The 25,698-nt window shown below is 45.1% G+C and carries 20 protein-coding genes and 2 tRNA genes; 15 read left to right on the top strand and 7 right to left on the bottom strand.

What is annotated here, in order from left to right:
* The first annotated feature begins 241 nt into the window (after positions 1–241).
* The 11 genes from DW096_RS07085 (at position 242) to DW096_RS07030 (ending at position 7,837) form a co-directional block, all read left to right on the top strand.
* Positions 242–622, top strand: coding sequence for a transposase (locus DW096_RS07085; protein WP_004327320.1), 381 nt, complete (start codon positions 242–244; stop codon positions 620–622).
* Complete coding sequence (locus DW096_RS07080; RefSeq protein WP_117681411.1) at positions 595–1,596, top strand: IS3 family transposase; 1,002 nt, start codon at positions 595–597, stop codon at positions 1,594–1,596. Before DW096_RS07085 ends, DW096_RS07080 begins: the two co-directional genes overlap by 28 nt.
* A 190-nt stretch (positions 1,597–1,786) precedes the next feature.
* Positions 1,787–2,113: a helix-turn-helix transcriptional regulator gene (locus DW096_RS07075; RefSeq protein ID WP_117681412.1), complete on the top strand. Its 327-nt coding sequence runs from the start codon at positions 1,787–1,789 to the stop codon at positions 2,111–2,113.
* Positions 2,114–2,189: 76 nt separating this feature from the next.
* Positions 2,190–2,423, top strand: a complete 234-nt coding sequence (locus DW096_RS07070) for a thioredoxin family protein (protein ID WP_117681413.1) — start codon at positions 2,190–2,192, stop codon at positions 2,421–2,423.
* 9 nt (positions 2,424–2,432) lie between these two features.
* Positions 2,433–2,876 carry a nitrophenyl compound nitroreductase subunit ArsF family protein gene (locus DW096_RS07065; RefSeq protein ID WP_117681414.1) on the top strand — a complete coding sequence of 148 codons (444 nt, stop codon included), beginning with the start codon at positions 2,433–2,435 and terminating at the stop codon, positions 2,874–2,876.
* A gap of 1 nt (position 2,877) precedes the next feature.
* Complete coding sequence (locus DW096_RS07060; RefSeq protein ID WP_118931249.1) at positions 2,878–3,585, top strand: aromatic aminobenezylarsenical efflux permease ArsG family transporter; 708 nt, start codon at positions 2,878–2,880, stop codon at positions 3,583–3,585.
* A gap of 34 nt (positions 3,586–3,619) precedes the next feature.
* Positions 3,620–3,946 (top strand): arsenite efflux transporter metallochaperone ArsD, encoded by a 327-nt coding sequence (arsD, locus tag DW096_RS07055; protein ID WP_117680866.1) that lies wholly within the window; start codon positions 3,620–3,622, stop codon positions 3,944–3,946.
* Between the two features lie 25 nt (positions 3,947–3,971).
* Entirely contained in the window at positions 3,972–5,684 is a 1,713-nt protein-coding gene (gene arsA / locus DW096_RS07050; protein WP_117680867.1) for an arsenical pump-driving ATPase, read from the top strand.
* 4 nt (positions 5,685–5,688) lie between these two features.
* Positions 5,689–6,117 carry an arsenate reductase ArsC gene (locus tag DW096_RS07045; RefSeq protein WP_117680868.1) on the top strand — a complete coding sequence of 143 codons (429 nt, stop codon included), beginning with the start codon at positions 5,689–5,691 and terminating at the stop codon, positions 6,115–6,117.
* Positions 6,118–6,129: 12 nt separating this feature from the next.
* Positions 6,130–7,176, top strand: coding sequence for an ACR3 family arsenite efflux transporter (gene arsB, locus DW096_RS07040; RefSeq protein WP_117680869.1), 1,047 nt, complete (start codon positions 6,130–6,132; stop codon positions 7,174–7,176).
* Positions 7,177–7,558: 382 nt separating this feature from the next.
* Positions 7,559–7,837 (top strand): DNA-binding protein, encoded by a 279-nt coding sequence (locus tag DW096_RS07030; RefSeq protein ID WP_117680911.1) that lies wholly within the window; start codon positions 7,559–7,561, stop codon positions 7,835–7,837.
* Positions 7,838–7,984: 147 nt separating this feature from the next.
* On the opposite strand, the gene DW096_RS07025 is transcribed toward DW096_RS07030, so the two are convergent.
* Positions 7,985–8,069 (bottom strand) — tRNA-Ser (locus DW096_RS07025).
* A 554-nt stretch (positions 8,070–8,623) separates the two neighbouring features.
* Between DW096_RS07025 and pflB the strand changes: the two genes are divergently transcribed.
* Positions 8,624–10,852 carry a formate C-acetyltransferase gene (pflB, locus tag DW096_RS07020; protein WP_005832491.1) on the top strand — a complete coding sequence of 743 codons (2,229 nt, stop codon included), beginning with the start codon at positions 8,624–8,626 and terminating at the stop codon, positions 10,850–10,852.
* A 1-nt stretch (position 10,853) separates the two neighbouring features.
* A complete protein-coding gene (pflA, locus tag DW096_RS07015; RefSeq protein ID WP_117680870.1) occupies positions 10,854–11,579 on the top strand; it encodes a pyruvate formate-lyase-activating protein in 726 nt (241 codons plus the stop codon).
* A gap of 68 nt (positions 11,580–11,647) precedes the next feature.
* Here pflA and bglX read toward each other — a convergent pair whose 3' ends face one another.
* The 4 genes from bglX to DW096_RS06995 form a co-directional block, all read right to left on the bottom strand.
* Positions 11,648–13,852, bottom strand: coding sequence for a beta-glucosidase BglX (bglX, locus tag DW096_RS07010; protein ID WP_117680871.1), 2,205 nt, complete (start codon positions 13,850–13,852; stop codon positions 11,648–11,650).
* A 30-nt stretch (positions 13,853–13,882) separates the two neighbouring features.
* On the bottom strand, positions 13,883–16,345 hold the full coding sequence (locus DW096_RS07005; RefSeq protein ID WP_118930862.1) for a glycoside hydrolase family 3 protein: 2,463 nt from the start codon (positions 16,343–16,345) through the stop codon (positions 13,883–13,885).
* 176 nt (positions 16,346–16,521) lie between these two features.
* Positions 16,522–17,847: a porin family protein gene (locus DW096_RS07000; RefSeq protein ID WP_035448882.1), complete on the bottom strand. Its 1,326-nt coding sequence runs from the start codon at positions 17,845–17,847 to the stop codon at positions 16,522–16,524.
* Complete coding sequence (locus DW096_RS06995; protein ID WP_005831669.1) at positions 17,848–18,396, bottom strand: RNA polymerase sigma factor; 549 nt, start codon at positions 18,394–18,396, stop codon at positions 17,848–17,850.
* Between the two features lie 180 nt (positions 18,397–18,576).
* Between DW096_RS06995 and DW096_RS06990 the strand changes: the two genes are divergently transcribed.
* Together DW096_RS06990 and DW096_RS06985 are read left to right on the top strand one after the other, a co-directional pair.
* Complete coding sequence (locus DW096_RS06990; RefSeq protein ID WP_005832500.1) at positions 18,577–19,281, top strand: NigD-like protein; 705 nt, start codon at positions 18,577–18,579, stop codon at positions 19,279–19,281.
* A gap of 181 nt (positions 19,282–19,462) precedes the next feature.
* A complete protein-coding gene (locus tag DW096_RS06985; protein WP_117588490.1) occupies positions 19,463–22,576 on the top strand; it encodes an ATP-binding protein in 3,114 nt (1,037 codons plus the stop codon).
* 46 nt (positions 22,577–22,622) lie between these two features.
* On the opposite strand, the gene DW096_RS06980 is transcribed toward DW096_RS06985, so the two are convergent.
* Positions 22,623–25,160, bottom strand: a complete 2,538-nt coding sequence (locus tag DW096_RS06980; RefSeq protein ID WP_057281715.1) for a glycoside hydrolase family 2 protein — start codon at positions 25,158–25,160, stop codon at positions 22,623–22,625.
* 447 nt (positions 25,161–25,607) lie between these two features.
* A tRNA-Ser gene (locus DW096_RS06975) sits at positions 25,608–25,695 on the bottom strand.
* Between the last annotated feature and the right edge of the window lie 3 nt (positions 25,696–25,698).

Raw genomic sequence — 25,698 nt, 5'->3', positions numbered from 1 at the left:
GTCCAGACATCTAACCGCCTATAAATCAACTTTTTATTTTCCAAAATTTCAAATAGGTAACGAAACAGTAACGATTTTTGCAGGGTTATTTGTCCGGCTTTGTCCACTGTTTGTCTGCCTATCTCACGGGTTCAAAGATACAACACATTTTTTTAATTACGCAAATCTCTGTATATAAATGTTTCAGTGACTTGTCCTAAAATAGCTTTACACAGTAATAACTATAAAAAGTGTACAAGTTATGATTAGACGAGAAAGGAAATTCTATTCAGAAGAATTCCGTGAGCGTGTTTTGACTGCTTACTACAACAGTAATGAATCAGTCGACATGATAGCCCGACGCTTTCAGGTAAAGAGAGATACGGTCAGTAGTTGGGTTCATCGTAAAAGAGTTGCTTCCAATCCCAAAGAAAGTAGTAAATTCGTGGTATCAAGTATAATACCTATGAAAGAAGAAAAGCTACCTATTGAAGCAATGGAAGAACGTATCCGTGAACTAGAGCAACAACTGGCGAAAGAAAAAATGCGTTCCACTTGTTTAGATACTATGATTGATATTGCGGAACGTGAGCTAAAGGTTGATATAAGAAAAAAATCTGGTGCCAAACAGTCCAAGAAGTAAGGCAAAAGCATCCATCATATAAGATAGATGTTTTATGCCGGCTGTTTGGCAAAACCCGTCAGGCTTACTATGAAAAGTCTCATTATGTTGCCAATAAGAATGTGGAAGAAGATGTAATCTTGTCTCTGGTACACAATGCTCGAAAAGATTTTCCACGTATGGGTGCGAAGAAGTTATTAATCTATCTTCAACCTACATTCCAAGTGATGGGTATACACATAGGTCGAGATGCTTTCATTGAATTACTGTATCGTAATTATTTATTGGTCAGAAGGGTGAGAAATAAGAGGAAAACGACTTTTTCCAATCATTGGATGCGTAAATACCCCAATTTGATAAGGGATTATATACCAACGGCTCCCAATCAATTATGGGTAAGCGACATTACTTATATTGAGATGGCAGGGCGTTTTGCTTATCTAGCACTTGTAACAGATGCCTATTCTCATAAGATCGTTGGTTGGGAGCTTGCTCCATCACTTCGTGCTTGCAATGCTCTTGCTGCCTTGAAAATGGCTTTAAATAGTTTACCGGAAGGATATTCCGGGCTTATTCATCATTCAGACAGAGGAAGCCAATATTGCAGCGCCAGTTATGTTAATTTGCTAACGCAGCATAAGGTACAAATTAGCATGACGGAAAGTGGCGATCCACTTGAAAATGCAATAGCAGAAAGAATAAATGGCATTCTGAAAACAGAATGGATATACGATGTTAAGCTAAAATCATGGCAGGAAACTATTAACTTCATTAGTCGAATTATTGATTTATATAATAATCAAAGACCACATCAGAGTATCAGTTATATGGTTCCTGCCTTGGTTCATCAAGCAAATATTAAAACAGAACGTAGATGGAAGAATTATTATCGAAAGAAGAATGTACTTAATGAAGAAGTTCCTATCTTTGGTCCGAAGTGTAAAGGCATAGCAGGACTAAAACACTCAATTCCTGATAATGTCAAGCTAAGATAGGACAAAGTAATATAATCTGTAAAGTTTTTCTAGGACAAGATAAAGATACAGCTTAGGTGCAAGGTGCAAGCTATATATATAGATATATACTTGCACCTTGCACCTATCCGAAAAAAATATGCCATAAAATTTGGCTACTAAAAATAATGTTCGTAGTTTTGCGAACAACAAATAAGAAAGGAGAATTGAAGTGAAAGAGAAACAGTACACAACAGAGCAGGAACAGATTGCTCGTTTTGCCAAAGCAATGGGGCATCCGGCACGGATGGCTATTCTTGCTTTCTTGGCAAAACAAGATAGTTGTTTCTTCGGTGATATTCACGAAGAACTGCCTATCGCTAAAGCAACCGTTTCGCAGCATTTGAAAGAACTGAAAGAAGCAGGGTTAATTCAGGGGGAAATAGAAACGCCAAAAGTCCGGTATTGTATAAACCGTGAGAATTGGGAACTTGCCCGAAAATTGTTTGCAGCTTTTTTAGGGGACTGTAAATGTAAAGGTACATCGTGCTGTAAATAGCAGTACCTTTTTTTGGAATAATTGTTCGTAGTTCTACGAACTACGATTATTATATTAACTTTAAAGTAGAATGACAATGGAAATTAAAGTATTAGGAACTGGGTGTTCAAGCTGTAAAGCCTTGTACGAAACTACCAAACAAGCTATTTCAGAATTAGGTTGCGATGCAACCCTTATCAAAGAGGAAGATTTATTGAAAATCATGGAGTATAACATTTTAGGGCTTCCGGCTTTGGTGATTGACGAGAAAGTCGTATCAGCCGGGAAAAAGTTATCCCTTGCAGAAGTGAAAGAGTTGATAACCCAATAAAAATGAACTATGAGAAAATTATTTTATCTACTGATTGCAACGCTGGTCTTAGTTTCCTGTGGTAATGGTTCAAAGAAAAAGACCGGAGAAAACCAAGCGGAAGAAATACAGTCTAACCGCATAGAGGTTCTTTATTTTCATGGAGCGCAACGGTGTATCACTTGCCGGGCGATAGAAACAAATACAGTAGCCCTTTTGGATAGCCTTTATTCAAAGGAAAAAGCAGACGGTAAAATTATCTACAAAATGATAGATATTTCAAAGAAAGAAAATGAAGCAATTGCAGACAGGTACGAAGTTACATGGTCGTCTTTGTTTGTGAATGGTTGGAAAGACGGCAAAGAGAATGTAAACAACATGACAGAGTTTAGTTTTTCCAATGCGAAAAATGCACCGGACAAGTTTAAAGAGGGAATTAAAAGCAAGATTGACGAATTGTTAAAACAGTTGTAAGATGGATTTTCTTCAATCGCTATTAGATAACAGTTCTATTCCTGCTATTACAGCTTTTATCTTGGGGATTTTAACAGCGGTCAGCCCGTGTCCGTTAGCGACCAACATAACGGCAATAGGATTTATTAGTAAGGACATAGAAAACCATCACCGAATATTTATAAACGGATTGCTATATACTTTCGGCAGAATAGTAAGCTATACGGTTCTTGGCTTTATCCTTATCCCTATTCTCCGTGAGGGGGCAAGTATGTTTATGGTTCAAAAAGCCGTAAGCAAGTACGGGGAAATGCTGATTGCTCCGGCGTTAATCATCATTGGAATATTTATACTTGATATGATAAAACTCAATCTGCCGAAAATCAATATCAGCGATGAAAGTTTGAAAAAGAGGACGAAAGGCGGTTTGGGGGCTATGCTATTGGGTATTTTATTCGCCCTTGCTTTTTGTCCTACCAGTGGAGTATTTTATTTCGGTATGCTTATGCCTTTGTCAGCAGCAGAAACGGGCGGGTATCTCTTACCTGTAATTTACGCTATTGCTACGGGATTGCCCGTAATCCTTGTTGCATGGATTTTAGCGTACAGTGTTGCCGGACTGGGTAAGTTTTATAACCGGATGCAAATATTCGAGAAATGGTTTCGTAAAATAGTTGCCATCCTCTTTATTGCGGTAGGAATTTATTATGCAGTAGTCTTTTATCTATAAATAAACATAGAGTATCATTTTAAATAAAAACAGTATGAAAAAGATAGAAATTTTCGACCCGGCAATGTGTTGCCCTACGGGTCTTTGTGGAACAAATATTGACCCTGAATTAATGCGTATTGCGGTTGTTATTGAAACATTGAAGAAACAGGGTGTCATCGTTACCCGTCACAATTTACGTGACGAACCGCAAGTGTATGTAAGTAATAAAACTGTAAATGAGCATCTGCAAAAACATGGGGCGGATGCACTGCCTATTACTTTAGTGGACGGTGAAATCGCTGTTTCAAAAACCTATCCTACCACCAGACAAATGAGTGAATGGACAGGTGTCAATTTGGATTTTATGCCAGTAAAATGAGTATTCATCAGCTAATTATATAAAAATGAAGACATTCAATTTATCAGATATAGATTTGACGAAATACCTTTTCTTCACCGGAAAGGGCGGTGTAGGAAAAACTTCGATTGCCTGTGCTACTGCGGTAGGCTTGGCAGATAATGGAAAGAAAATACTTCTTATCAGTACAGACCCGGCTTCAAACCTGCAAGATGTGTTTAATCAAACACTGAACGGACACGGCACGGATATTCAAGAAGTACCCGGCTTAACGGTCGTTAATCTCGACCCGGAACAAGCCGCAGCCGAATACAGGGAAAGCGTTATTGCCCCTTTCCGGGGACAACTGCCCGAAAGTGTTATTCAGAATATGGAAGAACAACTTTCAGGCTCTTGTACGGTAGAAATCGCGGCTTTCAACCAGTTTTCCGATTTTATCACGGATGCCGATAAAGCAAAAGAATACGACCATATTATCTTTGATACAGCCCCCACGGGACACACGTTACGAATGTTACAACTACCATCAGCGTGGAGTACATTTATTAGTGAGAGTACGCACGGGGCATCTTGCTTAGGTCAATTATCCGGTTTGGAAGAACGGAAAGGTATCTATAAGCAGGCAGTTGAAACACTTTCGGATGTAAACGCAACTCGCTTAGTATTGGTTAGCCGTCCTGAAATCGCACCATTAAAAGAAGCCTCCCGTTCTTCACATGAATTACAACTACTGGGAATTAAAAACCAGCTATTGGTAATCAACGGGCTTTTGCTGCAATTAGATGAAGTCGACAGCGTATCGAAACAGATATATGACAGGCAGCAAAATGCCCTGAAACAGACTCCTGCGGAACTGCTGGAATATCCGTCTTATTATGTTCCTTTACGGTCATACAATTTATCTAATATTGCGAATATCCGCCGGATGCTTTACAATGATAATTTAACAAATGATGCGAACTATCAGCGGATTACCGATGCCAAAGGGATGGATGAACTGGTAAACGACCTCTATCAATCAGGAAAAAGGGTTGTTTTTACTATGGGAAAAGGCGGCGTGGGAAAAACCACTTTAGCTACTGAAATAGCCCTGAAATTAACAAAACAGGGTGCAAAGGTGCATCTTACCACCACTGACCCGGCAAACCATCTGAATTATAACCTTGCTGTTCAGGCTGGTATTACGGTAAGCCGGATTGATGAAGCGGAAGTATTGGAAGCCTATAAAAACGAGGTTCGCAGTAAGGCTGCGGAAACAATGACTGCCGAAGATATGGAATATATAGAGGAAGATTTACGTTCACCGTGTACGCAGGAAATCGCAGTATTCCGGGCTTTTGCTGAAATTGTCGATAAAGCGGAAAATGAAGTCGTAGTAATTGATACCGCACCCACCGGACACACTTTGTTATTGCTGGATGCAACGGAAAGTTACCATAAAGAAGTGCAACGCACACATGGCGATACCCCCGCTTCGGTAAGAAAGCTGTTGCCACGTTTGAGAAACCAGCAGGAAACAGAAGTCGTTATTGTGACCCTGCCCGAAGCAACACCCGTATTTGAAGCCGAACGTTTACAAATGGATTTACAACGTGCCGGGATTAATAATAAATGGTGGGTCGTGAATGCTTGCTTGTCATTAACTGACACCGAAAATTCTTTCTTGCGAGCAAAGGCGCAAAATGAATTGGTTTGGATTAAGAAAGTAGAAGAATTGTCAAGGGGAAATGCTGCCCTGATAGCTTGGAAAAATAACTAAAAACATGAAGATTTTAATTCTTTGTACAGGGAATAGCTGCCGCAGCCAAATGGCACATGGCTTTCTACAATCATTTGACAATAAACTGGATGTCTTTTCAGCAGGAACAAAACCTGCTGAAAAGGTCAATCCGATGGCGGTAAAGGTTATGGATGAAATGGGTATAGATTTAACCCACCATACCCCTGAAAGTGTAAATCTATATATAGGGCAGGAATGGGACTATGTTATTACGGTCTGCAGTGGGGCAAACAAAAGCTGCCCGATGTTTACGGGTGAAGTAAGAAACAGGCTGCATATAGGATTTGACGACCCCTCGGAAGCAACCGGAACGCCGGAGTTTATAAACAGTGAATTTCATCGGGTACGGGATGAAATAAAAGCCCGTTTCTATGACTTCTACCTGAACGAATTAAAACCACAATTAAGCTAAATAGTTGTTGTTATGGAAAAGAAACAAGGAATTGGATTTTTTGAAAAATACCTGACTATCTGGGTTGCCTTGTGCATCATTATTGGAATTGCTGTGGGACAATGGCTTCCGGCAATTCCGCAAACATTAAGCAAATTTGAATATGCCAACGTGTCTATACCCGTGGCAATCCTGATTTGGTTAATGATTTATCCGATGATGCTAAAAGTGGATTTTCAAAGTGTTAAGAATGTAGGCAAGCGTCCGAAAGGAATAATAGTCACTTGCGTTACAAATTGGCTGATAAAGCCGTTTACCATGTTCGGAATAGCTTATTTGTTCTTCTATGTGGTTTTCAAAGCCTTTATACCTGCCGGATTAGCCGAAGAATATTTAGCCGGGGCGGTATTATTGGGGGCTGCACCTTGTACAGCTATGGTGTTCGTGTGGAGTTACCTTACTAAAGGGGATGCCGCTTATACATTGGTACAAGTGGCAGTGAACGATTTAATCATATTGGTAGCGTTTGCCCCTATCGTTGCTTTCCTGCTGGGAGTTGGCGGCGTATCTATCCCGTGGGACACTCTGTTGCTATCCGTAGGGCTGTTTGTTGTGATACCACTTGCTGCCGGGGTCATTACCCGAATAATGGTTATCCGCCGCAAAGGTGTGGAATATTTCAATAACGTATTTATTAAGAAATTTAATAATTATACGGTAGGTGGGTTGCTATTGACGCTTATTATCCTGTTTTCATTTCAAGGAGAAACGATACTGAACAATCCCTTGCATATCTTATTGATTGCAGTTCCGCTTGTGTTGCAAACGGTTCTGATATTCTTCATTGCTTACGGTTGGGCGAAATGGTGGAAATTACCCCATGATGTTGCCGCACCTGCCGGAATGATTGGGGCAAGTAATTTCTTTGAATTGGCGGTTGCTGTGGCTATTTCTCTTTTTGGTTTACAATCCGGGGCTGCATTGGCTACGGTGGTGGGTGTGCTGGTCGAAGTTCCGGTGATGTTGATGTTAGTAAGGATTGCCAATAACACACGAAGCTGGTTTCCGGCTACAAAATAACAATAGGGCAAAAGTCCTAATCTAACTTTATCGTAAAAAGGCTTGGTGCTGGAAATGTTTGTTCCTAACGTTTCCGGCATTCTGCCTTTTACAAAAGTCAGAATAAAGATACATTTTTCGGCATTAAGACGACCGTAATAATATGAACAATGAAATTAATTTTGAAGAATTTATAAAAAACATAGACTGTACTATCTATGAAAAAATAGATGTTGATAACTGGAATATTTCAATAAAGGTAGTTCTCGATGTCGTAGAGTTTCTGCAACGGTCACTCGAAGATATGAGAACTTGTATTGTCAATCATCCTTTCAGTAACAAGGAAGAAGAAATTTATTTCTTCAAACGCTCCAACTTTGCGGCGAATCAATTAGTTAGCAATATGGAGATAATAACATTCGAGTCAAAAGCCTACAAGGAATTAGACAACAAAATTACCGCTATTGTGGATTATATTTTCAACCACATGGAAGCGGAAAGCACTAATGAGGATGAAATTGGGGTGGACAGTTACGAAGTCTGCACTTTCCTGAAAATCAGCGAAGTAAAACGGATGCTGGAAGAACGCCTGATAAGAAGTAACAAAGAGAACATTCAAGACCTGATAACCAACCATCAACTACATGTTAAGGAAAGAAGAAATCTTAGAAAGAACAAATAACGGGCTGGCATTGAAGACAATCAGGTACACCGAATAGTACACCGAAAGAATGCTTTGATATGCTTATTTTTGCTATGCACCAAAAACAAAAAATCCCCGTAAAGTATTAATTTACAGGGATTTTCTTTGTTTTGCAATTCTTTCCAGCGGAGAGACAGGGATTCGAACCCCGGGTGCCTCGCAGCACAACGGTTTTCAAGACCGCCGCAATCGACCACTCTGCCACCTCTCCAAAACTTCTTTTTCAGAAGTGCTTTTCTTTTAAAGCGGTGCAAAGATACAAATCATTTTTTATTCTACAAACTTTTCTGCACAAAAACAGAGCAATTATACCAAAATTCTTGTTTATACCCACTACGGAACGAACATAACGGCATTTAGGCTATTTGTTGAAATTTATCAAGGGCAAGACAGAGTTTTATAACTTACTGGCTATCAGTATATTTACAAAGAGCCACATTCAGTATACGATTGAACCCTATTCAGTATACGACTGAATGGCATTCACTATACGACTGAATTAGGTTCAGAATACGACTGTTCCTTAAACCTACATCATTTGTAAATAATGCAGATTATTATTCGGTTCTTGTTTCAATTCATAAACCACATATAAAGAAAGTATTAACATCTCTACTCCCCCGGACATTCACTACCTAATAATAGTTATTTTATGCTGTTCAACATAAAAAGAGAAGTATCTCTTATAAAATTACGGAATTTATTCAGTATTTTTGCGCGCTCTAAAGGATAACATTATCTAACCTACTAACAAAAACAAATTTTATGGAATTGAACAAAACCTTTACCAATGGGCTTTGGAATAAAGAAATCAATGTCAGTGATTTCGTCAGTAAAAACATCGCACCCTATACCGGGGATGCATCTTTCTTGCAGGGACCTACCGAACGTACCAAACGTATCTGGGACATCTGTCTGAAGGCTCTCGAAGAAGAAAGGAACAACAATGGCGTCCGTTCACTGGACAATACCACCGTATCTACCATCACTTCTCATAAAGCCGGGTATATTGATAAGGACAATGAACTTATTGTCGGTTTGCAGACTGATGAACTGTTGAAACGATCCATCAAACCTTTCGGAGGCATCAACGTGGTAGCAAAAGCATGCCGTGAAAACGGAGTGGAAGTGGACGATAAAGTAAAAGACATCTTCACCCATTACCGCAAAACACATAACGACGGCGTATTCGATGTATATACCGAAGAAATCCGTTCCTTCCGCTCACTGGGATTCCTTACCGGATTGCCCGACAACTATGCCCGCGGACGTATCATCGGCGACTACCGCCGATTGGCTCTCTACGGCATCGACCGTCTGATTGAAGCCAAGCAGGAGGACTTGCGCAACCTCACCGGCCCGATGACCGAAGCACGCATCCGTCTACGCGAAGAAGTGGCGGAACAAATCAAAGCTTTGAAGGACATCAAGGTTATGGGCGAATATTACGGACTCGACCTCAGCCATCCGGCTACATCAGCTCAAGAGGCCGTGCAATGGGTATACATGGCATATCTTGCTGCCATCAAAGAGCAGGACGGAGCAGCCATGTCACTGGGTAACGTATCTTCGTTCCTCGACATTTTCATCGAATACGATTTGGCTCACGGCAAGATTGACGAGACGTTTGCACAGGAACTGATAGACCAGTTCGTCATCAAACTACGTATGGTACGCCATCTGCGCATGCAGTCGTACAATGATATCTTTGCCGGCGACCCGACTTGGGTGACCGAAGCCATCGGCGGACGCTTCAACGACGGACGCGTGAAGGTCACCAAGACTTCTTTCCGCTTCTTGCAGACGCTATACAACCTCGGTCCTTCTCCGGAACCAAACTTGACCGTACTGTGGAGTCCCGAACTGCCGGAAGGCTTCAAAGACTTCTGCGCCAAGGTTTCCGTAGATACCAGCTCCATTCAGTACGAAAACGACAACCTGATGCGCGAAGTGCGCAACTGCGACGATTACGGCATTGCCTGCTGTGTATCCTACCAAGCCATCGGCAAGCAAATCCAGTTCTTCGGCGCACGTGCCAACCTTGCCAAGGCCCTGCTGCTTGCCATCAACGGTGGCCGTTGCGAAAACACCGGAACTGTCATGGTGAAAGGTATTCCCGTATTGACCGGCGAGACACTGAAGTTTGAGGAAGTTATGGCCAACTACAAGAAGGTACTGACTGAAATAGCCCGTGTCTACAACGAGGCCATGAATATCATCCACTACATGCATGATAAGTATTATTATGAGAAAGCCCAGATGGCATTCATCGATACCGACCCACGCATCAATCTGGCATACGGTGTTGCCGGCCTTTCCATCGCCATAGACTCACTGTCTGCCATCAAATATGCCAAAGTCACTGCACGCCGCAACGAAATCGGCCTGACCGAAGGTTTCGACACCGAAGGCTCATTCCCCTGCTTCGGCAATAATGACGACCGTGTGGACCACCTGGGAGTAGACCTCGTTTACTATTTCAGCGAAGAACTGAAAAAGCTGCCTGTCTACAAGAATGCCCGTCCCACCCTTTCCTTGCTGACTATCACCTCCAACGTGATGTACGGCAAGAAGACCGGTGCCACTCCGGACGGACGCGCCAAAGGTGTTGCCTTTGCTCCGGGTGCCAACCCAATGCACGGACGTGACAAGAACGGTGCCATCGCTTCCTTGAGCTCCGTAGCCAAATTGCGCTACCGCGACTCGCAGGACGGCATCAGCAATACGTTCTCCATTGTTCCCAAATCACTGGGCCCGACACCGGAAGAACGTGTAGAGAACCTGGTAACCATGATGGACGGCTACTTCACCAAAGGTGCCCACCATTTGAACGTAAACGTACTGAACCGCGAAATGCTGGAAGATGCCATGGAACATCCTGAAAAGTATCCGCAACTCACCATCCGCGTTTCCGGCTATGCCGTGAACTTCGTGAAGTTGAGCCGCGAGCATCAGTTGGAAGTCATCAGCCGTTCATTCCACGAAAGAATGTAATATGATAAATGTACACTCCTACGAAAGTATGGGAACATTCGACGGGCCGGGTCTCCGGCTCGTCGTTTTCCTGCAAGGATGTCCGTTCCGTTGTCTGTATTGTGCCAATCCGGATACGATTGATGTAAAAGGAGGCACCCCCACCCCCCCGGAAGAAATCCTGCACATGGCTGTCAGCCAAAAAGTATTCTTCGGAAAAAAAGGAGGCATTACCTTCTCCGGCGGCGAGCCTACCCTGCAAGCAGAAGCGCTGATTCCTCTTTTCAAGGAGCTGAAGGCGAACGGCATCCATATCTGCCTGGACAGTAACGGAGGCATCTGGAATGAAAAGGTGGAAGAGCTCTTCAGCCTGACTGACCTCGTGCTGCTGGACATCAAGCAATTCAATCCCGAACGCCACCGTACGCTGACGGGACGGAGCAACGAACAGACACTCCGCACCGCTGCCTGGCTCGAAGAACATGAACACCCCTTCTGGCTGCGCTATGTACTGGTCCCCGGTTACAGCGATTCGGAAGAAGACATCCGCCTGCTGGGTGAAAGTCTCGGCAAATACCGGCAGATACAACGGGTGGAAATACTTCCTTACCACCGTCTGGGTGTTCACAAATACGAAGCCATGGGATGGGATTACAAATTGAAAGAAGTGAAGGAAAATGCTCCGGAACAACTGGAACGGGCAGAAAAACTGTTCAAAGAGTATTTCACGAATGTGATAACCAACTAAAACAGAAAAGCAAGGCTGTCCGGAATCATATCCGGACAGCCTTGCTTTTCATTTATAGGACAAGAATCCTATTCTTTCAAGTTATAGGTAATCTGCTGTACATCATCACTACTGCCACCCACCATAAAGACGAAATCACCAGGTTCTACCATATAATTCATCTCATTGTCATAGAATCCCAGTGCATCGTCAGTTATCTGAAAAGCTACAGTTTTGCTTTCACCCACATTCAGATGAATTTTCCTAAAGCCCTTCAATTCCTTTATCGGACGCGTAACAGAGGCTACCTTATCCTGCACATACAATTGAACTACTTCCTCTCCTGCACACTTACCGGTATTAGTCACTTTTACCGACACCTCCGTATGGACGCCTGCAGCCTTGCCCGGCAGCAGTTTCAAATCAGAATATCCAAAATCCGTGTACGAAAGCCCATATCCGAAAGGATAGGCAGGCTCAGTGGAAGCATCGATATAAGATGCCTTATAGGTCTGTTTCAATGCGGTAGGGCGGCCGGTGCTCTTATTCTGATAATAAATGGGAATCTGTCCTACGTGTGCAGGAAATGTCATGGGCAATTTAGCCGAAGGATTATACTCTCCCCACAGCACATTGCATATGGCATTGCCGGCCTCACTTCCCAGCCACCAAGTACACAGTACCGCATCAGCATGTTCCCTTATCTCATTGAAGATTACCGGACGCCCACACATGACAAGAGCAATGACAGGTTTTCCAGTCTTTGCCAGTTCCGACACCAGCTTCTGCTGCCCCTCGGGTATGGCTATATTCACTTTGGAAGCCTTCTCGCCACTCTGACCGAATCTCTCGCCTACCGCCACAACAATGACATCCGAAGCCTCAGCAGCCTGTAATGCTTCCTGCAATCCGGTCAACTGATTGCTATTCATATCATAGCCTTCAGCATAGCTCACCTCCAGTCCTTTCCGGACCAATGCATCATATAAGGTCACCACTTTGTTCCGGTCCGTAGTGGCAGCCCAAGCACCTGCCATATCGTACTGGGATTTTGAGAGTCCTCCTATCAAGGCTATCTTCCTCGTCTGTGCCGTCAACGGAAGCACAGATTCCCTATTCTCCAGCAATACAACGGAACGCTCGGCCATACGGAGCGAAGCATTACGGACTTCGGGCGCATTGAGTATTCTGGCCGCTCTTTCCGGATTACAGTAGCGAAAAGGGTCCTCAAACAATCCCAACTCATATTTCTTCTCCAATATACGCCGTACTGCATCATCAAGCACACTCTCCTTTACTTTCCCTTCTTGAACAAGCTCCTTCAGATAAGTCAAGTAGCAGGTACTTACCATCTCCATGTCCAGACCAGCATTCAGCGCTTTGGCTGCGGCATCTTTCTTGTCAGCAGCATAACGGTGGTTCACCAATTCCTCTACCGAATTATAATCGGACACAACAAATCCCTTAAATCCCCACTGCTCTCTCAATAGCCGGTTGAGCAAGAAATCATTGGCAGTACAAGGAATATTATTAAAATCATTGAAAGCACTCATCACGGTAGCTGCTCCTGCCTTTATGGCCGCCTTATAGGGAGGCATATAAAAATTGGCAAAGTGGCCCATTGACATATCCACACTATTATACTCCTTTCCTGCTATCGGTGCACCATATCCGGCAAAATGTTTCATACATGCCATGACAGTCGTCGTGTCTGCCAAATCGTCTCCTTGCAAGCCTCTGACACGCGCCTCCGCTACCCGAGAACCATAATAAGGGTCCTCACCGGCCCCTTCCATGACGCGTCCCCAACGTGCGTCCCACGAAATATCCACCATCGGGGCAAAAACCCAGTTCAAACCATCGGCGGCACTTTCCAAAGCATTGTAGCGTGCAGCTTCCTCAATCATGGCCAAATCGAAACTTGCAGCCTCGGCAAGCGGAAGCGGAAATCCGGTACGATAGCCGTGGATAACATCCAGTCCGAAAATTAAAGGAATGCGCAAACGCGATTGCAAAGCAAGCTCTTGATAACGGCGTATATCCTTTACTCCTATCACATTCAGCATAGAGCCTATTCTGCCTTGCCGGACATACTCTTCTTTAGGAATATTTCCACCGTCGGGTCCGGTAAAATTCCCCCGGTAGGTGCATTGTGCAAGCTGGCCTATCTTTTCATCCAGCGTCATCTGCTTCATCAAGCTTGAGATGAATTTCTCCTTCTCCGTAGTTTGTGCCGAGGTAAAGGTGTTACCAAGTCCCCACAGACAAACCATCAGTATTATTATCTTTTTCATACTGCCATTCTTGTTTTGATATTTATTTTATCATAAAACAACAGTTGCCTTCAATGGTAAATCAGCTGAAGAAGGACCTGCCAGAATCTCAAAAGTCCCCTTTTCCACTACAAACCGATGTGATTCCACATCATAGTAGGCAAAGGCTTCCTCATCCAGCAATATCCGAACGCGCTTGGTTTCACCCTTCTTCAAGTAAACCTTATCGTAGCCTTTCAACTCCTTCAATGGACGCGGAACAGAACATTCCACATCCCGCACATATACCTGAGCCGCTTCCGCAGCATCCATCTTTCCGGTATTCTTGATGTCAAAGCTTACCGTAACCCGGCTTCCACCCGTCTTCTCAACACTCAGATTACTATATTCAAAACTACTGTATGACAGTCCATACCCGAAAGGATAGAGCGGCTGCTTTCCGTTCCGGTCATATCCCCTATAACCTACGAAAACACCTTCGGCATACTGCACCCGTTTATGAGGTACATTGCGATTGTCATAATAATTACCATATACCGGATTATCTTCCCATTTTTCCTCGATGCTGACTGGTAGTTTGCCACTTGGCGAAAGCTTGCCCGTAATGATTTCGGCAAGGGCCTTTCCACCCTCCTGCCCCGGATACCATGCCATCAAAATAGCTTGTACATTCTGCCCCCAATTGCGGAAATCTATTCCACCTCCGGTATTCACCACCACAGTCACATTATCATGAAGTGAAGCCACTTTATTAATGAGATATTCCTGCCCGTATGACAATGCAAACGGACGGTCGAACCCTTCACCTTCTGTACTGCTGTTGAACCCGGCACATACAATAACATTCCTGGCATGCTTCAGTGAAGAGGCCAAACGCTCCTCATCCATCATTCCTGCCTGGAAACTGACAGTCGCCTCACCCACATTATCAAAATATTCAATACGCAGCCGGTATATCTCCCCTGCACTGACCTGCATAAATGCACTACGGGTACTGAATGAATGATTCCCCCAATCTCCGGTAATCAGTTTATCGTTTACAAACAGACGGTATCCGTCATCGCCAGCCAGCTGGAACTTGACAGTTCCATCCTTGTCAGCCTTGTAAACTCCCGTCCAACGGGCAGAAAACTGATCTACCGGCATGCCGTCGAACGGTGCACCGTATTTCCAGGCATAGTCTATGGCAGGCTCTATGGCAGCCTGAAAGAGCTCTCCGGTAAGATTACGAGTATTATAATATTCGCTCTTAAAACCGTTTTGCGTAAAACTGTCATCCGTATAAATCTGTTGGGACATATCCTTATAAAGAAGGCTGTCAGACAGCAGCTCTATCTGTCTGCCGCCCTTCAACTGAACCATACCGTCATAGAGCGACACTACCGAATAAGGAGTGACAAATCCGCTTCCTCCTCCTGTGGGAATAATATCGGCATTAGGCCCGATTACCAATGTTCTACCGTTCCGGTAAGGCAACGTACTGTTGTCATTTTTCAATAACACTACTCCTTCTCTCGCCAAGTCAAGTGCAATTTCCTTAGACTGTGCATTGTCTTTATCGATAGATTTATCTTCTCTCGGAGTATCAAGTGCTCCAAAAGCAATCAATGTCTGGAGTATATGCCGGACTTTGGCGTCAATGGTCTCTTCCTTCACGATACCATTCTCTATTGCCGGAATAAGAATTTCCCTGGTCATGAATTTACCGACGGGCATTTCCAAATCCAACCCTCCATTAGCGGCTCCCACACCGGAATATACAGATGTCCAGTCAGACATCAGGATACCTTTAAATCCCCACTGTTTGCGCAGTACATCAATGTTCAGCCAGCTGTTTTCGGTGGCATGTACCCCGTTCAGCGGATTATAGCTATCCATAACCGCCCCTACTCCTGCTTCCTGCACAGCTTTTCGGAACGCGGGAAAATAAATTTCCTGCAGCGTGCGTTCATCCACATCTGAGCTGGCATGATGTCTGCTCCACTCCTGGTTATTGGCCGCAAAATGCTTCACCGTAGCCATAACTCCCTCTTCCTGCACTCCCAAGATATATTCTTTAGCAGTTTCGCCCGTCAAATAAGGGTCTTCACCAAAATACTCATAGTTTCGCCCGCATAGAGGAGAGCGGTAGATATTGACTCCAGGCCCCAACAGAATACTTACCCCACGGGCCTTTGCATCCCGGGCCAAACCATGTCCCAGCTCTCTAGCCAACTTACGGTTCCATGTCGAAGCCGACAAGATGCCACAAGGATACAAGGTACTTTGAGTATTGTTACGTATGCCTTGCGGACCATCGGCCATCCTGATTTCGGGTATGCCAAGCCGGGGTACAGCCCGGATATAAAAAGATTTGGGACCGGAAATGTAATCGATTTTTTCTTCCAGCGTCATTTGAGAAACCAACTCCCTGGCACGCTGCTCCACCTGGGGAGTAATACACACTTGTGCTTTTGCCGTGATTGCACAACAAAGCAATAGCCCGCTTAAGGCTACTTTCTTTTTAATCTTCATTTTGTCTATTTTACTACGTGTTTGTTATATTGCCGGGCATGTCCCGACCTACTTTCTTTCTTCTCAATCAATAAAAAACCGTGTCCCTTCATCCACCAACGAAGAAACACGGCCGAAAGTTATTAAGAAAATTCTGAATCTACAAGAAAGTGGACAAAAACATGTCTGTCCTGCTATCAATAAGTAAGACGTATACCGGCCTGCAACGTAAAGTTACACGGGTTCTCCTTGCGTATAGTCTGTATCGACGAACCGTCATCAAAGAAATAAGATACTCCCGGTTCCACATACAGGCCCACCCTATTGCTTATGTTATACTGGGCACCGACAGCACCCATGACAGAAAGCTGTACCGGTTTCACAGTCTCACTCTCAGTACCAATCTTGCCATACACACATTTTTCAATGGCACCCCCCGCCGAAACGTACATCGTAAAGTTCTTTGCATCCACAAAGTTCCAGTTGGCCCGTACCGGAATGCCAATATAATGCAGCTTCTGGCTTATCTTTTCCGAGCTGCCCTCATACCTTACGTCAGAAGCAAGATAGGTATACGTCAGCCCGCTTTCCACAGAGAAACCCTTCGCCAAGTTTTTCCGCACCGAAACACCGAAACTGAGCGGTTGTTTATGGTCTATATCCGCAATTTTCTTTTCGCGTCTTTGCAGATAGGGCATACCATCCTTAAAAACCAGTTCCTGCCCGTCGGGAATAGTAACAATGCCATTGGCCGTAGAGGATAAATCTACGTTACCGCCATAAATAGGACTTCCAGGCATGTAGTCCGACATCACATTCGCTTCCCCTTCATTCGCCAATGAAAAACCTCCCGTATTTCCTACGGACAAGCCAACCGCCCATCCTTTAGCATCCCTACCAGAACTGTTTTTTTCCGGAAGATGCAGTTTGTCCCGGCCTGACGGACGATAGCGGTCTTCCCTTGTCTCCGGTTCCTCGGCCTGCATTGTAGTTTCATGGTCCGTATCTTCCACTACCGGTTCTTCCGCCTGCTGTCCAATACCGACAACCTCATCTGCAGTTTCAACCGGCAGCATTTCCTCCTGCTGTTCTTCGCCAACCGATATTCTGATATGTTGTGCAACCAAAGGGTGACTTGCCTCCTTATTGGGCGCCGATGCATTTCCATGTGCCCGATAAGCAGGCTCTATGGAATTAGTCCGTATGGCAGGTACTGTCTGTTCCGGCAAGACGTCCGGAGCCACAGCCAAAGCGGGCACTGACGTATGCCGCATTTCATTCCCTACCGGACTCTGCAACAGCCACAGACTGACGGACGAAACCGCCACCAGCAACACAGCTGCCGCGGCCACCGCCCAGCGACGGAAAGGTATCATCCTATGCGGTCCGGTTATCGGAGCTCCGGAAACGGACAATTCCTTCTCCAACCGCTCCCATCCGGCAACCGGCAGCGGTTCGGAATAGTCTTCCAGCTTGTCCTTTATCTTTTTCAACCACAATTCATCTTCCATACGTTCCTTCATTTAATCATTTCTTTTCATCCACTCACGTACTTTTGCCGCTAAAGTCGCTTTAGCACGCGTCAACTGCGAGGCAGAGGATTTTTCATTAATTCCCAATAGTCGAGCAATCTCCTTATGGGATTTCTCTTCAAAAATATATAAGTTGAATACGGTACGATAGCCGGCAGGCAATTCACTGATAAACTGCATCAGTACCTTTTGAGGAATGACATCTATTGACGAACCTTCCGGTTCCTCATAAGCTTCGGGTGCATTCTCCAAGGCCGATGACTGATTCATCACATCATTTTTCCGCAAATACTGCAACACCGTATTCACCATTACGCGTTCCATCCATGCCCGCAGAGAACCCTCTCCCCGCCAAGTGAACTTATCGAAAGAATCAAAAAGTTTCAGAAAACCGTCATGCATCAGGTCTTGGGCAGTCTCCCGGTCACCTGCATAACGGAGGCATACGCTGAGCATGCGTCCCGCATAGCGCTCATACAGTTCTTTGCGGGCAAGATTGTCTCCTTGCCTACAGCGTTCTGCCAATTCCTGTTCTTCCATTCTCTCTTTTAACACGTGTTTACCCTATAAATGCAATCGGCGCAAAAATACTGCATCAGGCAGAGAAGAAAATCATACTTTCATTTCTTTAACAGTATACTACGCAGTATTTAGCTTTTCACCGCATTTTCTGAATACAAAAATAAGTTTTAAACAGAAAAGAGCTAAAACCTACCACTTATGAAGAAACTGAGAATGACATTGGCAGCATCCATGCTTTTATTCCTGACTGCCATTGTATTGCAATCATGCCTGGACGATTGGGATGACAAATATGACACTTTGTTCGCCGTAGGTACGGTAAAGGTCATCGAAGGAAAAGACTACTATTTCTCACTGGACGAAGGCAGTAAACTATATCCCAGTGACACAACCTATGTTCACGACTATGCCGTAATAGACGGCCAGAGGGCTTTCATCTACTTCCGCGAACTGGAAGAGAAACTTCCAGGCTACGAATACAATGCCCAAATAAAGCACATCGAAAACATTCTGACCAAAGACATCTACTCCATGCCTGCCGAAAAGGCAGACAGTATCGGAGACGACAACATCAACGCCACGGATTTATGGATTACGGGCGAGTATCTGAACATCAAATATCAATTCTACCACAGCAACAACGAAGACAAGAAGCACATGCTGAACCTGGTCATCAATGAAGCATCCACCGGCGAAAACGACAAACCGGATTACGTCAATCTCGAATTCCGCCACAATGCCTACAATGACAGCCAGCTCACGCTGGGCACCGGACTGGCCTCCTTCAAGCTGGACAATATAGCGGAACAGCTGAAAGAGAAAAAAGGACTGAACATCCGTGTCAAAAGTCTATATGACGGTGAACGGTTCATGACCATAGACATTAAAAAAGAAAACAACTAAATCTCCTGAAAACACATCTTTCAACATCTCAATGAGAAGCGGAGTGACATTGCAATATGTTGCTCCGCTTTATTTTTCCATATCCCGCTTAAATTCATCTTTTTCTTTGTCTATCCACCGGGAAACCCCTACATTTGTAAGAATTTTCACAATAGCAAACATTAAAAACGGTCCAAAGGATATGAAATACATACTGGGAGCGGTAATTGCAATACTCTGCTCGTTCACCTGCACAGACACCCTATATGGAAAATCTCTCGCAACAGACGTCGACGATATTCTGATAATCAACACTTATACAGAAGCCAATCCCTGGAGTAATGATTTCATCACCTCCATTGTGAACATGGCATCACAGAACAGCCACATCGGAGTATACACCGCACACATGAAAATGCTGACACTTGACGAGGAAAATAAACTGGAGACATTCAAAGAGAGCTTGTTCAAGAGTTACAAGAACCCTAAACTTATCGTGCTTATCGGATGCGGAAGTTTCATCATGTGCGATGAACTGAACCGGCAGTGGCCCGATATCCCCATGATATTATGTGGTGAGAGGGATTATACCGGTCCTAAGGAAACAATGATACGCGAGCACGCCCTGCCCCGCACAGAGCGTATTCCCATCAGTGACCTACAGAAGAAGTACAATCTGACCTTAATGCAATCCAGTGTATACCTGAACGAGAACCTGCAACTCATGAAGCAACTCATCCCCAAAATGGATAAGGTCATGTATATAGGGGATGAAACATACATCTGCCAGCAGAACGACTATGACTTGTCCGAGATTATCCGTGAAAAGTACCCGGAGTTGGATTACCAGTTCTTGAGTGCGAAGGACATCCGGACGGACAGCCTTTTCAATATACTGAACCACGTGAGTCCCCATACTACCGGAGTCATCTTTTCATCCTGGCTGTACAAGAGCTCTCCCCATGACAATATCATGAGGAGTAACTCCCACCGGGTCATCTCTACCGCCCCCATCCCTTTGTTTTCGCTAAGGGCCATCGGTATTGAAGAAGAAGGGGGGATTGTAGGCGGATACATTTACAACAAAGAGAATTATAATGCCCGGCTACTGGAAACCATCCACAAGATATTGAACGGTACCCCGGCACGCAACATCCCGTTATACTATCCCGACGACGGAGCCCCCGTATTCAACTATAAATCCCTTCTGCAGCGTGACCTGAATCCGAAGCTATGCCCCAAGGGTACCATATTCTACAACATGCCTCCCACCTTCTGGGAGAAGTACGAATATGTCATTATCAGTATCACTGCCGCAATCATAACTCTGCTGTTCTTTTTCCAATATCTCCGCCTACAGTCACTGAGTAGAATCAAAAGATTACAACAGCAACAACTGGACAGCAATCTCAAATACCGAAATCTGATAAACAACATGCCCATCCTATACATGTATGAGAAACTTATAAAAGATGAAAAAGGGCGCATTACTGACACCTTATATATAGATGTCAACAATTTCTTCGAAGACAGATTTATCATGCGCAAAGAGGCTGTCGGCAAGCGGGGAAGCGAATTATTTCCCGAATCCATGAACGAGTTCCTCCATTTCATGAATATTGCATTGAAGGAGAAACGTTCCGTAACTTTCCCCTATTATTACAAGAAGATAGACACTTTCTACGACATTGTAGTCAAGGCAAGCGACAATGGCGAATACATGCACGTCTTCTGCGTTGACAGCACCGAGTTGCACCACACCCAAATACAGTTGAGGTCGACAAACCGGAAACTTTCCATGGCACTCGACGTTGCCAACATCGTACCATGGAAATGGAACCTCCGGACACACACCATACTCTGCGATGTCAACAAGCCGATAGAGCTCAGCAATAATGCCGGTATCATGGACGATGAACAGCTGTCCGTACCCGACAGCCAGTATTTCTCCAAAATACACAAGGAAGACCTGGAAAAAGTGAAACAAGCCTATACAGACCTGATTGAGGGACGTATCCAGAAAGTCAAGGAGGAATACCGCGTCATCAATCATGCCGACGGACACAAACACTTCGACTGGGTGGAGGCCCAGGCCGCCGTAGAAACCTACGACGAGAACAATAAGCCGCTGACCCTGGTGGGCTCTTCGCTGGTTATCACCGAACGGAAAAAGATGGAGACGGAACTGGTTTCCGCCAAGAACCGTGCGGAAGAGTCGAATAAACTGAAATCCGCATTCCTCGCCAACATGAGCCATGAAATCCGTACGCCGCTCAATGCCATTGTGGGATTCTCCGGAATATTGGCTTCCACCGAAGAGGAGGAAGAAAAACAAGAATACGTCAGCATCATTGAGAACAACAATACTTTGCTGCTGCAACTCATCAGTGACATTCTGGACTTGTCAAAGATAGAAGCAGGCACAATGGAATTCATTGATACGGATTTTGAATTGAACAAAGTGATGAGAGAGCTGGAAAGTTCGCTCTGCCTGAAGCTATCGCCCGAAAAGAATGTCACCCTCTCCTTTGAGCCCGGACTGCCCGAATGCCACATTCATTCCGAGCGTAACCGCTTGTCTCAACTCGTCATCAATCTGGTGACCAATGCCATCAAGTTTACCCAAGAAGGCAGTATCCGTTTTGGCTACAAGCTGCAAGACGACAAGATGCTTTATTTCTACGTATCCGATACGGGATGCGGTATCCCCGAAGGCAAACAAGAGAGCATATTCGGCCGCTTTGTCAAGCTCAACAATTTTGCCCAAGGCACCGGACTGGGATTATCCATCTGCCAGATGTTGGTACAGCACATGGGAGGCAATATCGGACTGACTTCCAAGCCCGGCGAAGGCTCTACCTTCTGGTTCACCCTCCCCTATGTGCCGGCAAGCCGCATCCGGCAGGCAGAAAGCAAGACCGAACCTATAAAAGTAAAAAAGCAGAAAATCACCGTCTTGGTTGCCGAAGACCATGACAGCAACTTCCGGTTGATTGAGTCCATCCTACGAAAAGACTACAATCTGATACATGCGTGGAATGGTCAGGAAGCCGTGAATATGTTCAGGGAATACGACCCGCAGCTTATTTTGATGGACATCAACATGCCGGTGATGAATGGTTACGAAGCGACCAGGGAAATACGCAAATACTCTACACAAGTCCCCATCATAGCCGTCACCGCCTTTGCCTATGCTTCTGATGAACAGCAGGTCATGGAAAACGGCTTCGACGCATATATGGCTAAACCTATCAATGCCAATCAGCTGAGGACACAAATATCAGCTATACTGAAGCAGCATATTATCTTTATGTAAAAAACATCCGGACGGAAGAAGCATGCCAACGTCCGGATGGCGAGTATCAGAATTCATTGTTCAGGCAAGTCAGCCTCAACGAACCGTTGAACGCTTCGGCAGACAATCGCGTCCTGACCTGCACCTGCACGCTGCTCTTCGGCTGGACATCAAAATAATTGTCGCTATACACACTTTCATTGTCAGCAACGGACAAGCATACAGCACGGGCAAACTTGTCTGCCGATACCGTCACTTCATATCCGCCTTCAATGGAACGGACTTCAGTCTGCAAATCCACCTTCGGATAATCCATATCCTTCTGCTTGCCCAGACAGTAGTTATTATGGTACACCCTGCCCGATTTGTCCGTATAGTCTACGCGGACATATACTGTTCCTCTATTCGCCCCCTCCAGCAGCTTGGCAAGCGGTGCGGAAAAACAGACACGGCTGTCATTACCGGAGATGCCGACAGACTTGCCCCAGTGATGAACCACGGTTCCGTCGAACTGGCAGACCTGGAGTTGCAGCCGGCCGGAAGTATTCTCCAAGCGGTCGGACACTGCATATACTTTCAAATCATCCCCCTCCACTACCGGAGAAATCAAGATGTCATCATAGGCCTTGCGGACATAATAGTGCTGCGCCTTCCAGCGTCCGTAATAGTCACGGCTCGCCCAGGAAGCTACGGGCCAACAGTCATTGTGCTGCCAGAAAAGTGTCCCCATATTATACGGCATCTGGCGGCGGTGCGACTCGATGGCCGTCTTGATGGCATCTCCCTGCAGCACATGATTCATATAAAGGAATGCCCGGAAATCACGCGGTTTTTTATATTCATTCAACAGGTAAGTCTCAATCAGCCCGTTGGCATGGTCGCCACCACGCTGATGGGACATCATCACCTCGGAACGTATATCCCAGTCTTCGGGGTAAGGAGCATAGCGCTTGACGGACTCGAACTCTGGAAAAGACTGAAAGCCGTACTCGCTGAAAAAGCGGGATTTCTCGCTGTCATAATCAGAAATGGGTGCTTTACCATGCCAGACACTCCAATAGTGACGGTCCCCGTCAGTAGTACCGGACATCTCTCCCTCGAATGCGAACGGAGAAGAAGGCCAATAGAAGGTTCCGGGTGCATACTCCCTGACCACCCCGGGTAAGGTGACATGATACTGCTGCCGGTACTGTGCCCAAATCTTGTCGGCATATTCCTTGTTCTGCCGTTCTATCTCACGCTTCCAGCCCCAGCCCAGCCAGGCATCCTGGCATTCATTATTTCCACACCACAAAGCAATGCAAGCATGATTGCGCAAACGTTTCACATTGTCCACCGCCTCCTGATGGATATTATCGAGCAGGGCGCCTTCTGCCGGATACATGCTGCAGGCAAACATAAAGTCCTGCCAAATCATAATTCCATGCTCATCACACAAATCATAGAAGACATCGTTCTCATAGATACCTCCGCCCCAGACACGCAACATATTCATGTTTACACCGGCGGCATCGAGAATCGTCCTTTTATAATTCTCGGGAGTGACGCGCGGCAGGAAGTTATCCAAAGGGATGTAATTGGCTCCTTTGGCAAAAACCGGACGCCCGTTCAGCTCTATATAGAAAGTATGCCCGTCCTTATCCGGCTGATGCACCACCTTCAAAGAGCGTATGCCCACCCTTTCGGTTTTAGAGTCCAACAATTCCCCGCCTGCAATGATATCCGTACGGAAACGGTAAAGGAAAGGCTCCCCCAGTCCATTACTCCACCACAGCTTCGGCTTGTGAAGGACAAAATCAACGGTCACCCGATTGGTGCCTCGCTTCAAATCCGCTTGCCACTCGCCAAGCACTCTTCCGGTAGCCTCGTCTGTTATCGTGACCAGCACTCCGTCCATATCCTTATCGGCATCCAGCTCCACATGTCCGGCAATCACGGCCCTGCCTGCACCGACTTCCTTCTGCTCGATAAACACATCGTTGATTCTCAAATCGCTCCAAGCCCTGATATACACCGGACGCCAGATGCCGGAGGTAACCAGACGCGGCCCCCAGTCCCAGCCATAATGATAACCTGCCTTACGGGCAAAAATGCTTATCTTCTTGTTGAACAAGCCCCCGTTTTCAGACTGGTCATTGGATGCCGGATACTGGTAGGGAAGTGCATCCCATTTGGGGACGTCTATCTTTACCGGCGAATGGAAGTACACCTTCAATATATTATTCTCCTCCCTGATGTACTGCCTGACGGGGATAGACCAGCGGCGAAACATATTGTTCGCTTTCAGTATACATTCATCATTCAAATAAACGTCAGCGTAAGTATCCAGCCCCTCGAACACAAGCTCCATATTCTCTTTCCGCATCATGTCGGCAGCAAGAGTAAAGCAAGTTTCATAAACCCAGTCTTCCTTGTCAATCCATTGCAATCCCCGTTCGTTCAACCGGAAAAACGGGTCTTCAATAATCTTGTTCTGCAGTAAGTCCGTGTGGACTACTCCCGGAACTGTAGCCGGATACCAATTGGTCAGTCTCGCCTGCCGGAATTTCCAGCCTTCATGAAGGTTCTTTACCGCTGTTTTTAGTTTCATACGAGTGTGTTTCATAGTTTTCTTTGACTACTCTAAATTACGGATAGACAAAAATACGACATTCAAAGGATACTTTATAATATCTTCTTAACGAAACATGATACAATCCCGTACACACCTACCGGGTCAGCGTCGCTGCACATCTGCTGCAGTGTGACTGCAAACGTGTTGCAGCGCTACTGCATATATGCTGCAGTGACACTGCATATGTGTTGCAGCGCCACTGCAAAGCTGAATGCAGTAGCACTGCAAAAAGCATGCACTTGCTTTGCAGTGGCAATGCATTATCCCATCGCCTTATTATGAAAGGAGATGTCATCCAGCTTTCATTATCTATAATTAATTTACAAAGACATAGTTTCCAAGTCTTTCAAAGCAAACGGAGTACAAGCAAAAAAGGTCTACAAATCATAGATTTGTAGACCTTTACCCGCTAGTTTTCCATCTTATTCAGAACTGTTGCGGAGAGAGGGGGATTCGAACCCCCGATACCCTTTAGGGGTATACACGCTTTCCAGGCGTGCCTCTTCAACCACTCGAGCACCTCTCCTTG

The organism is Bacteroides sp. AM07-18 (assembly GCF_003602695.1).
In the GTDB taxonomy this organism is placed as follows: Bacteria; Bacteroidota; Bacteroidia; order Bacteroidales; family Bacteroidaceae; genus Bacteroides; species Bacteroides uniformis.
The sequence above is the reverse complement of the archived record's forward strand: the minus strand, read 5'-3'. Positions and strand labels throughout refer to the sequence as shown.

Coding starts and splice junctions, on each gene's coding strand:
- DW096_RS06980 (WP_057281715.1), bottom strand. CDS start 25,160: ATGAAACACACTCGTATGAAACTAAAAACAGCGGTAAAGAACCTTCAT.
- DW096_RS07060 (WP_118931249.1), top strand. CDS start 2,878: ATGGATTTTCTTCAATCGCTATTAGATAACAGTTCTATTCCTGCTATT.
- DW096_RS06995 (WP_005831669.1), bottom strand. CDS start 18,396: ATGGAAGAACAGGAATTGGCAGAACGCTGTAGGCAAGGAGACAATCTT.
- DW096_RS07085 (WP_004327320.1), top strand. CDS start 242: ATGATTAGACGAGAAAGGAAATTCTATTCAGAAGAATTCCGTGAGCGT.
- DW096_RS07030 (WP_117680911.1), top strand. CDS start 7,559: ATGGAGATAATAACATTCGAGTCAAAAGCCTACAAGGAATTAGACAAC.
- DW096_RS06990 (WP_005832500.1), top strand. CDS start 18,577: ATGAAGAAACTGAGAATGACATTGGCAGCATCCATGCTTTTATTCCTG.
- pflA (WP_117680870.1), top strand. CDS start 10,854: ATGATAAATGTACACTCCTACGAAAGTATGGGAACATTCGACGGGCCG.
- DW096_RS06985 (WP_117588490.1), top strand. CDS start 19,463: ATGAAATACATACTGGGAGCGGTAATTGCAATACTCTGCTCGTTCACC.
- DW096_RS07070 (WP_117681413.1), top strand. CDS start 2,190: ATGGAAATTAAAGTATTAGGAACTGGGTGTTCAAGCTGTAAAGCCTTG.
- DW096_RS07065 (WP_117681414.1), top strand. CDS start 2,433: ATGAGAAAATTATTTTATCTACTGATTGCAACGCTGGTCTTAGTTTCC.
- arsB (WP_117680869.1), top strand. CDS start 6,130: ATGGAAAAGAAACAAGGAATTGGATTTTTTGAAAAATACCTGACTATC.
- bglX (WP_117680871.1), bottom strand. CDS start 13,852: ATGAAAAAGATAATAATACTGATGGTTTGTCTGTGGGGACTTGGTAAC.
- arsA (WP_117680867.1), top strand. CDS start 3,972: ATGAAGACATTCAATTTATCAGATATAGATTTGACGAAATACCTTTTC.
- DW096_RS07000 (WP_035448882.1), bottom strand. CDS start 17,847: ATGAAGGAACGTATGGAAGATGAATTGTGGTTGAAAAAGATAAAGGAC.
- DW096_RS07005 (WP_118930862.1), bottom strand. CDS start 16,345: ATGAAGATTAAAAAGAAAGTAGCCTTAAGCGGGCTATTGCTTTGTTGT.
- pflB (WP_005832491.1), top strand. CDS start 8,624: ATGGAATTGAACAAAACCTTTACCAATGGGCTTTGGAATAAAGAAATC.
- DW096_RS07045 (WP_117680868.1), top strand. CDS start 5,689: ATGAAGATTTTAATTCTTTGTACAGGGAATAGCTGCCGCAGCCAAATG.
- arsD (WP_117680866.1), top strand. CDS start 3,620: ATGAAAAAGATAGAAATTTTCGACCCGGCAATGTGTTGCCCTACGGGT.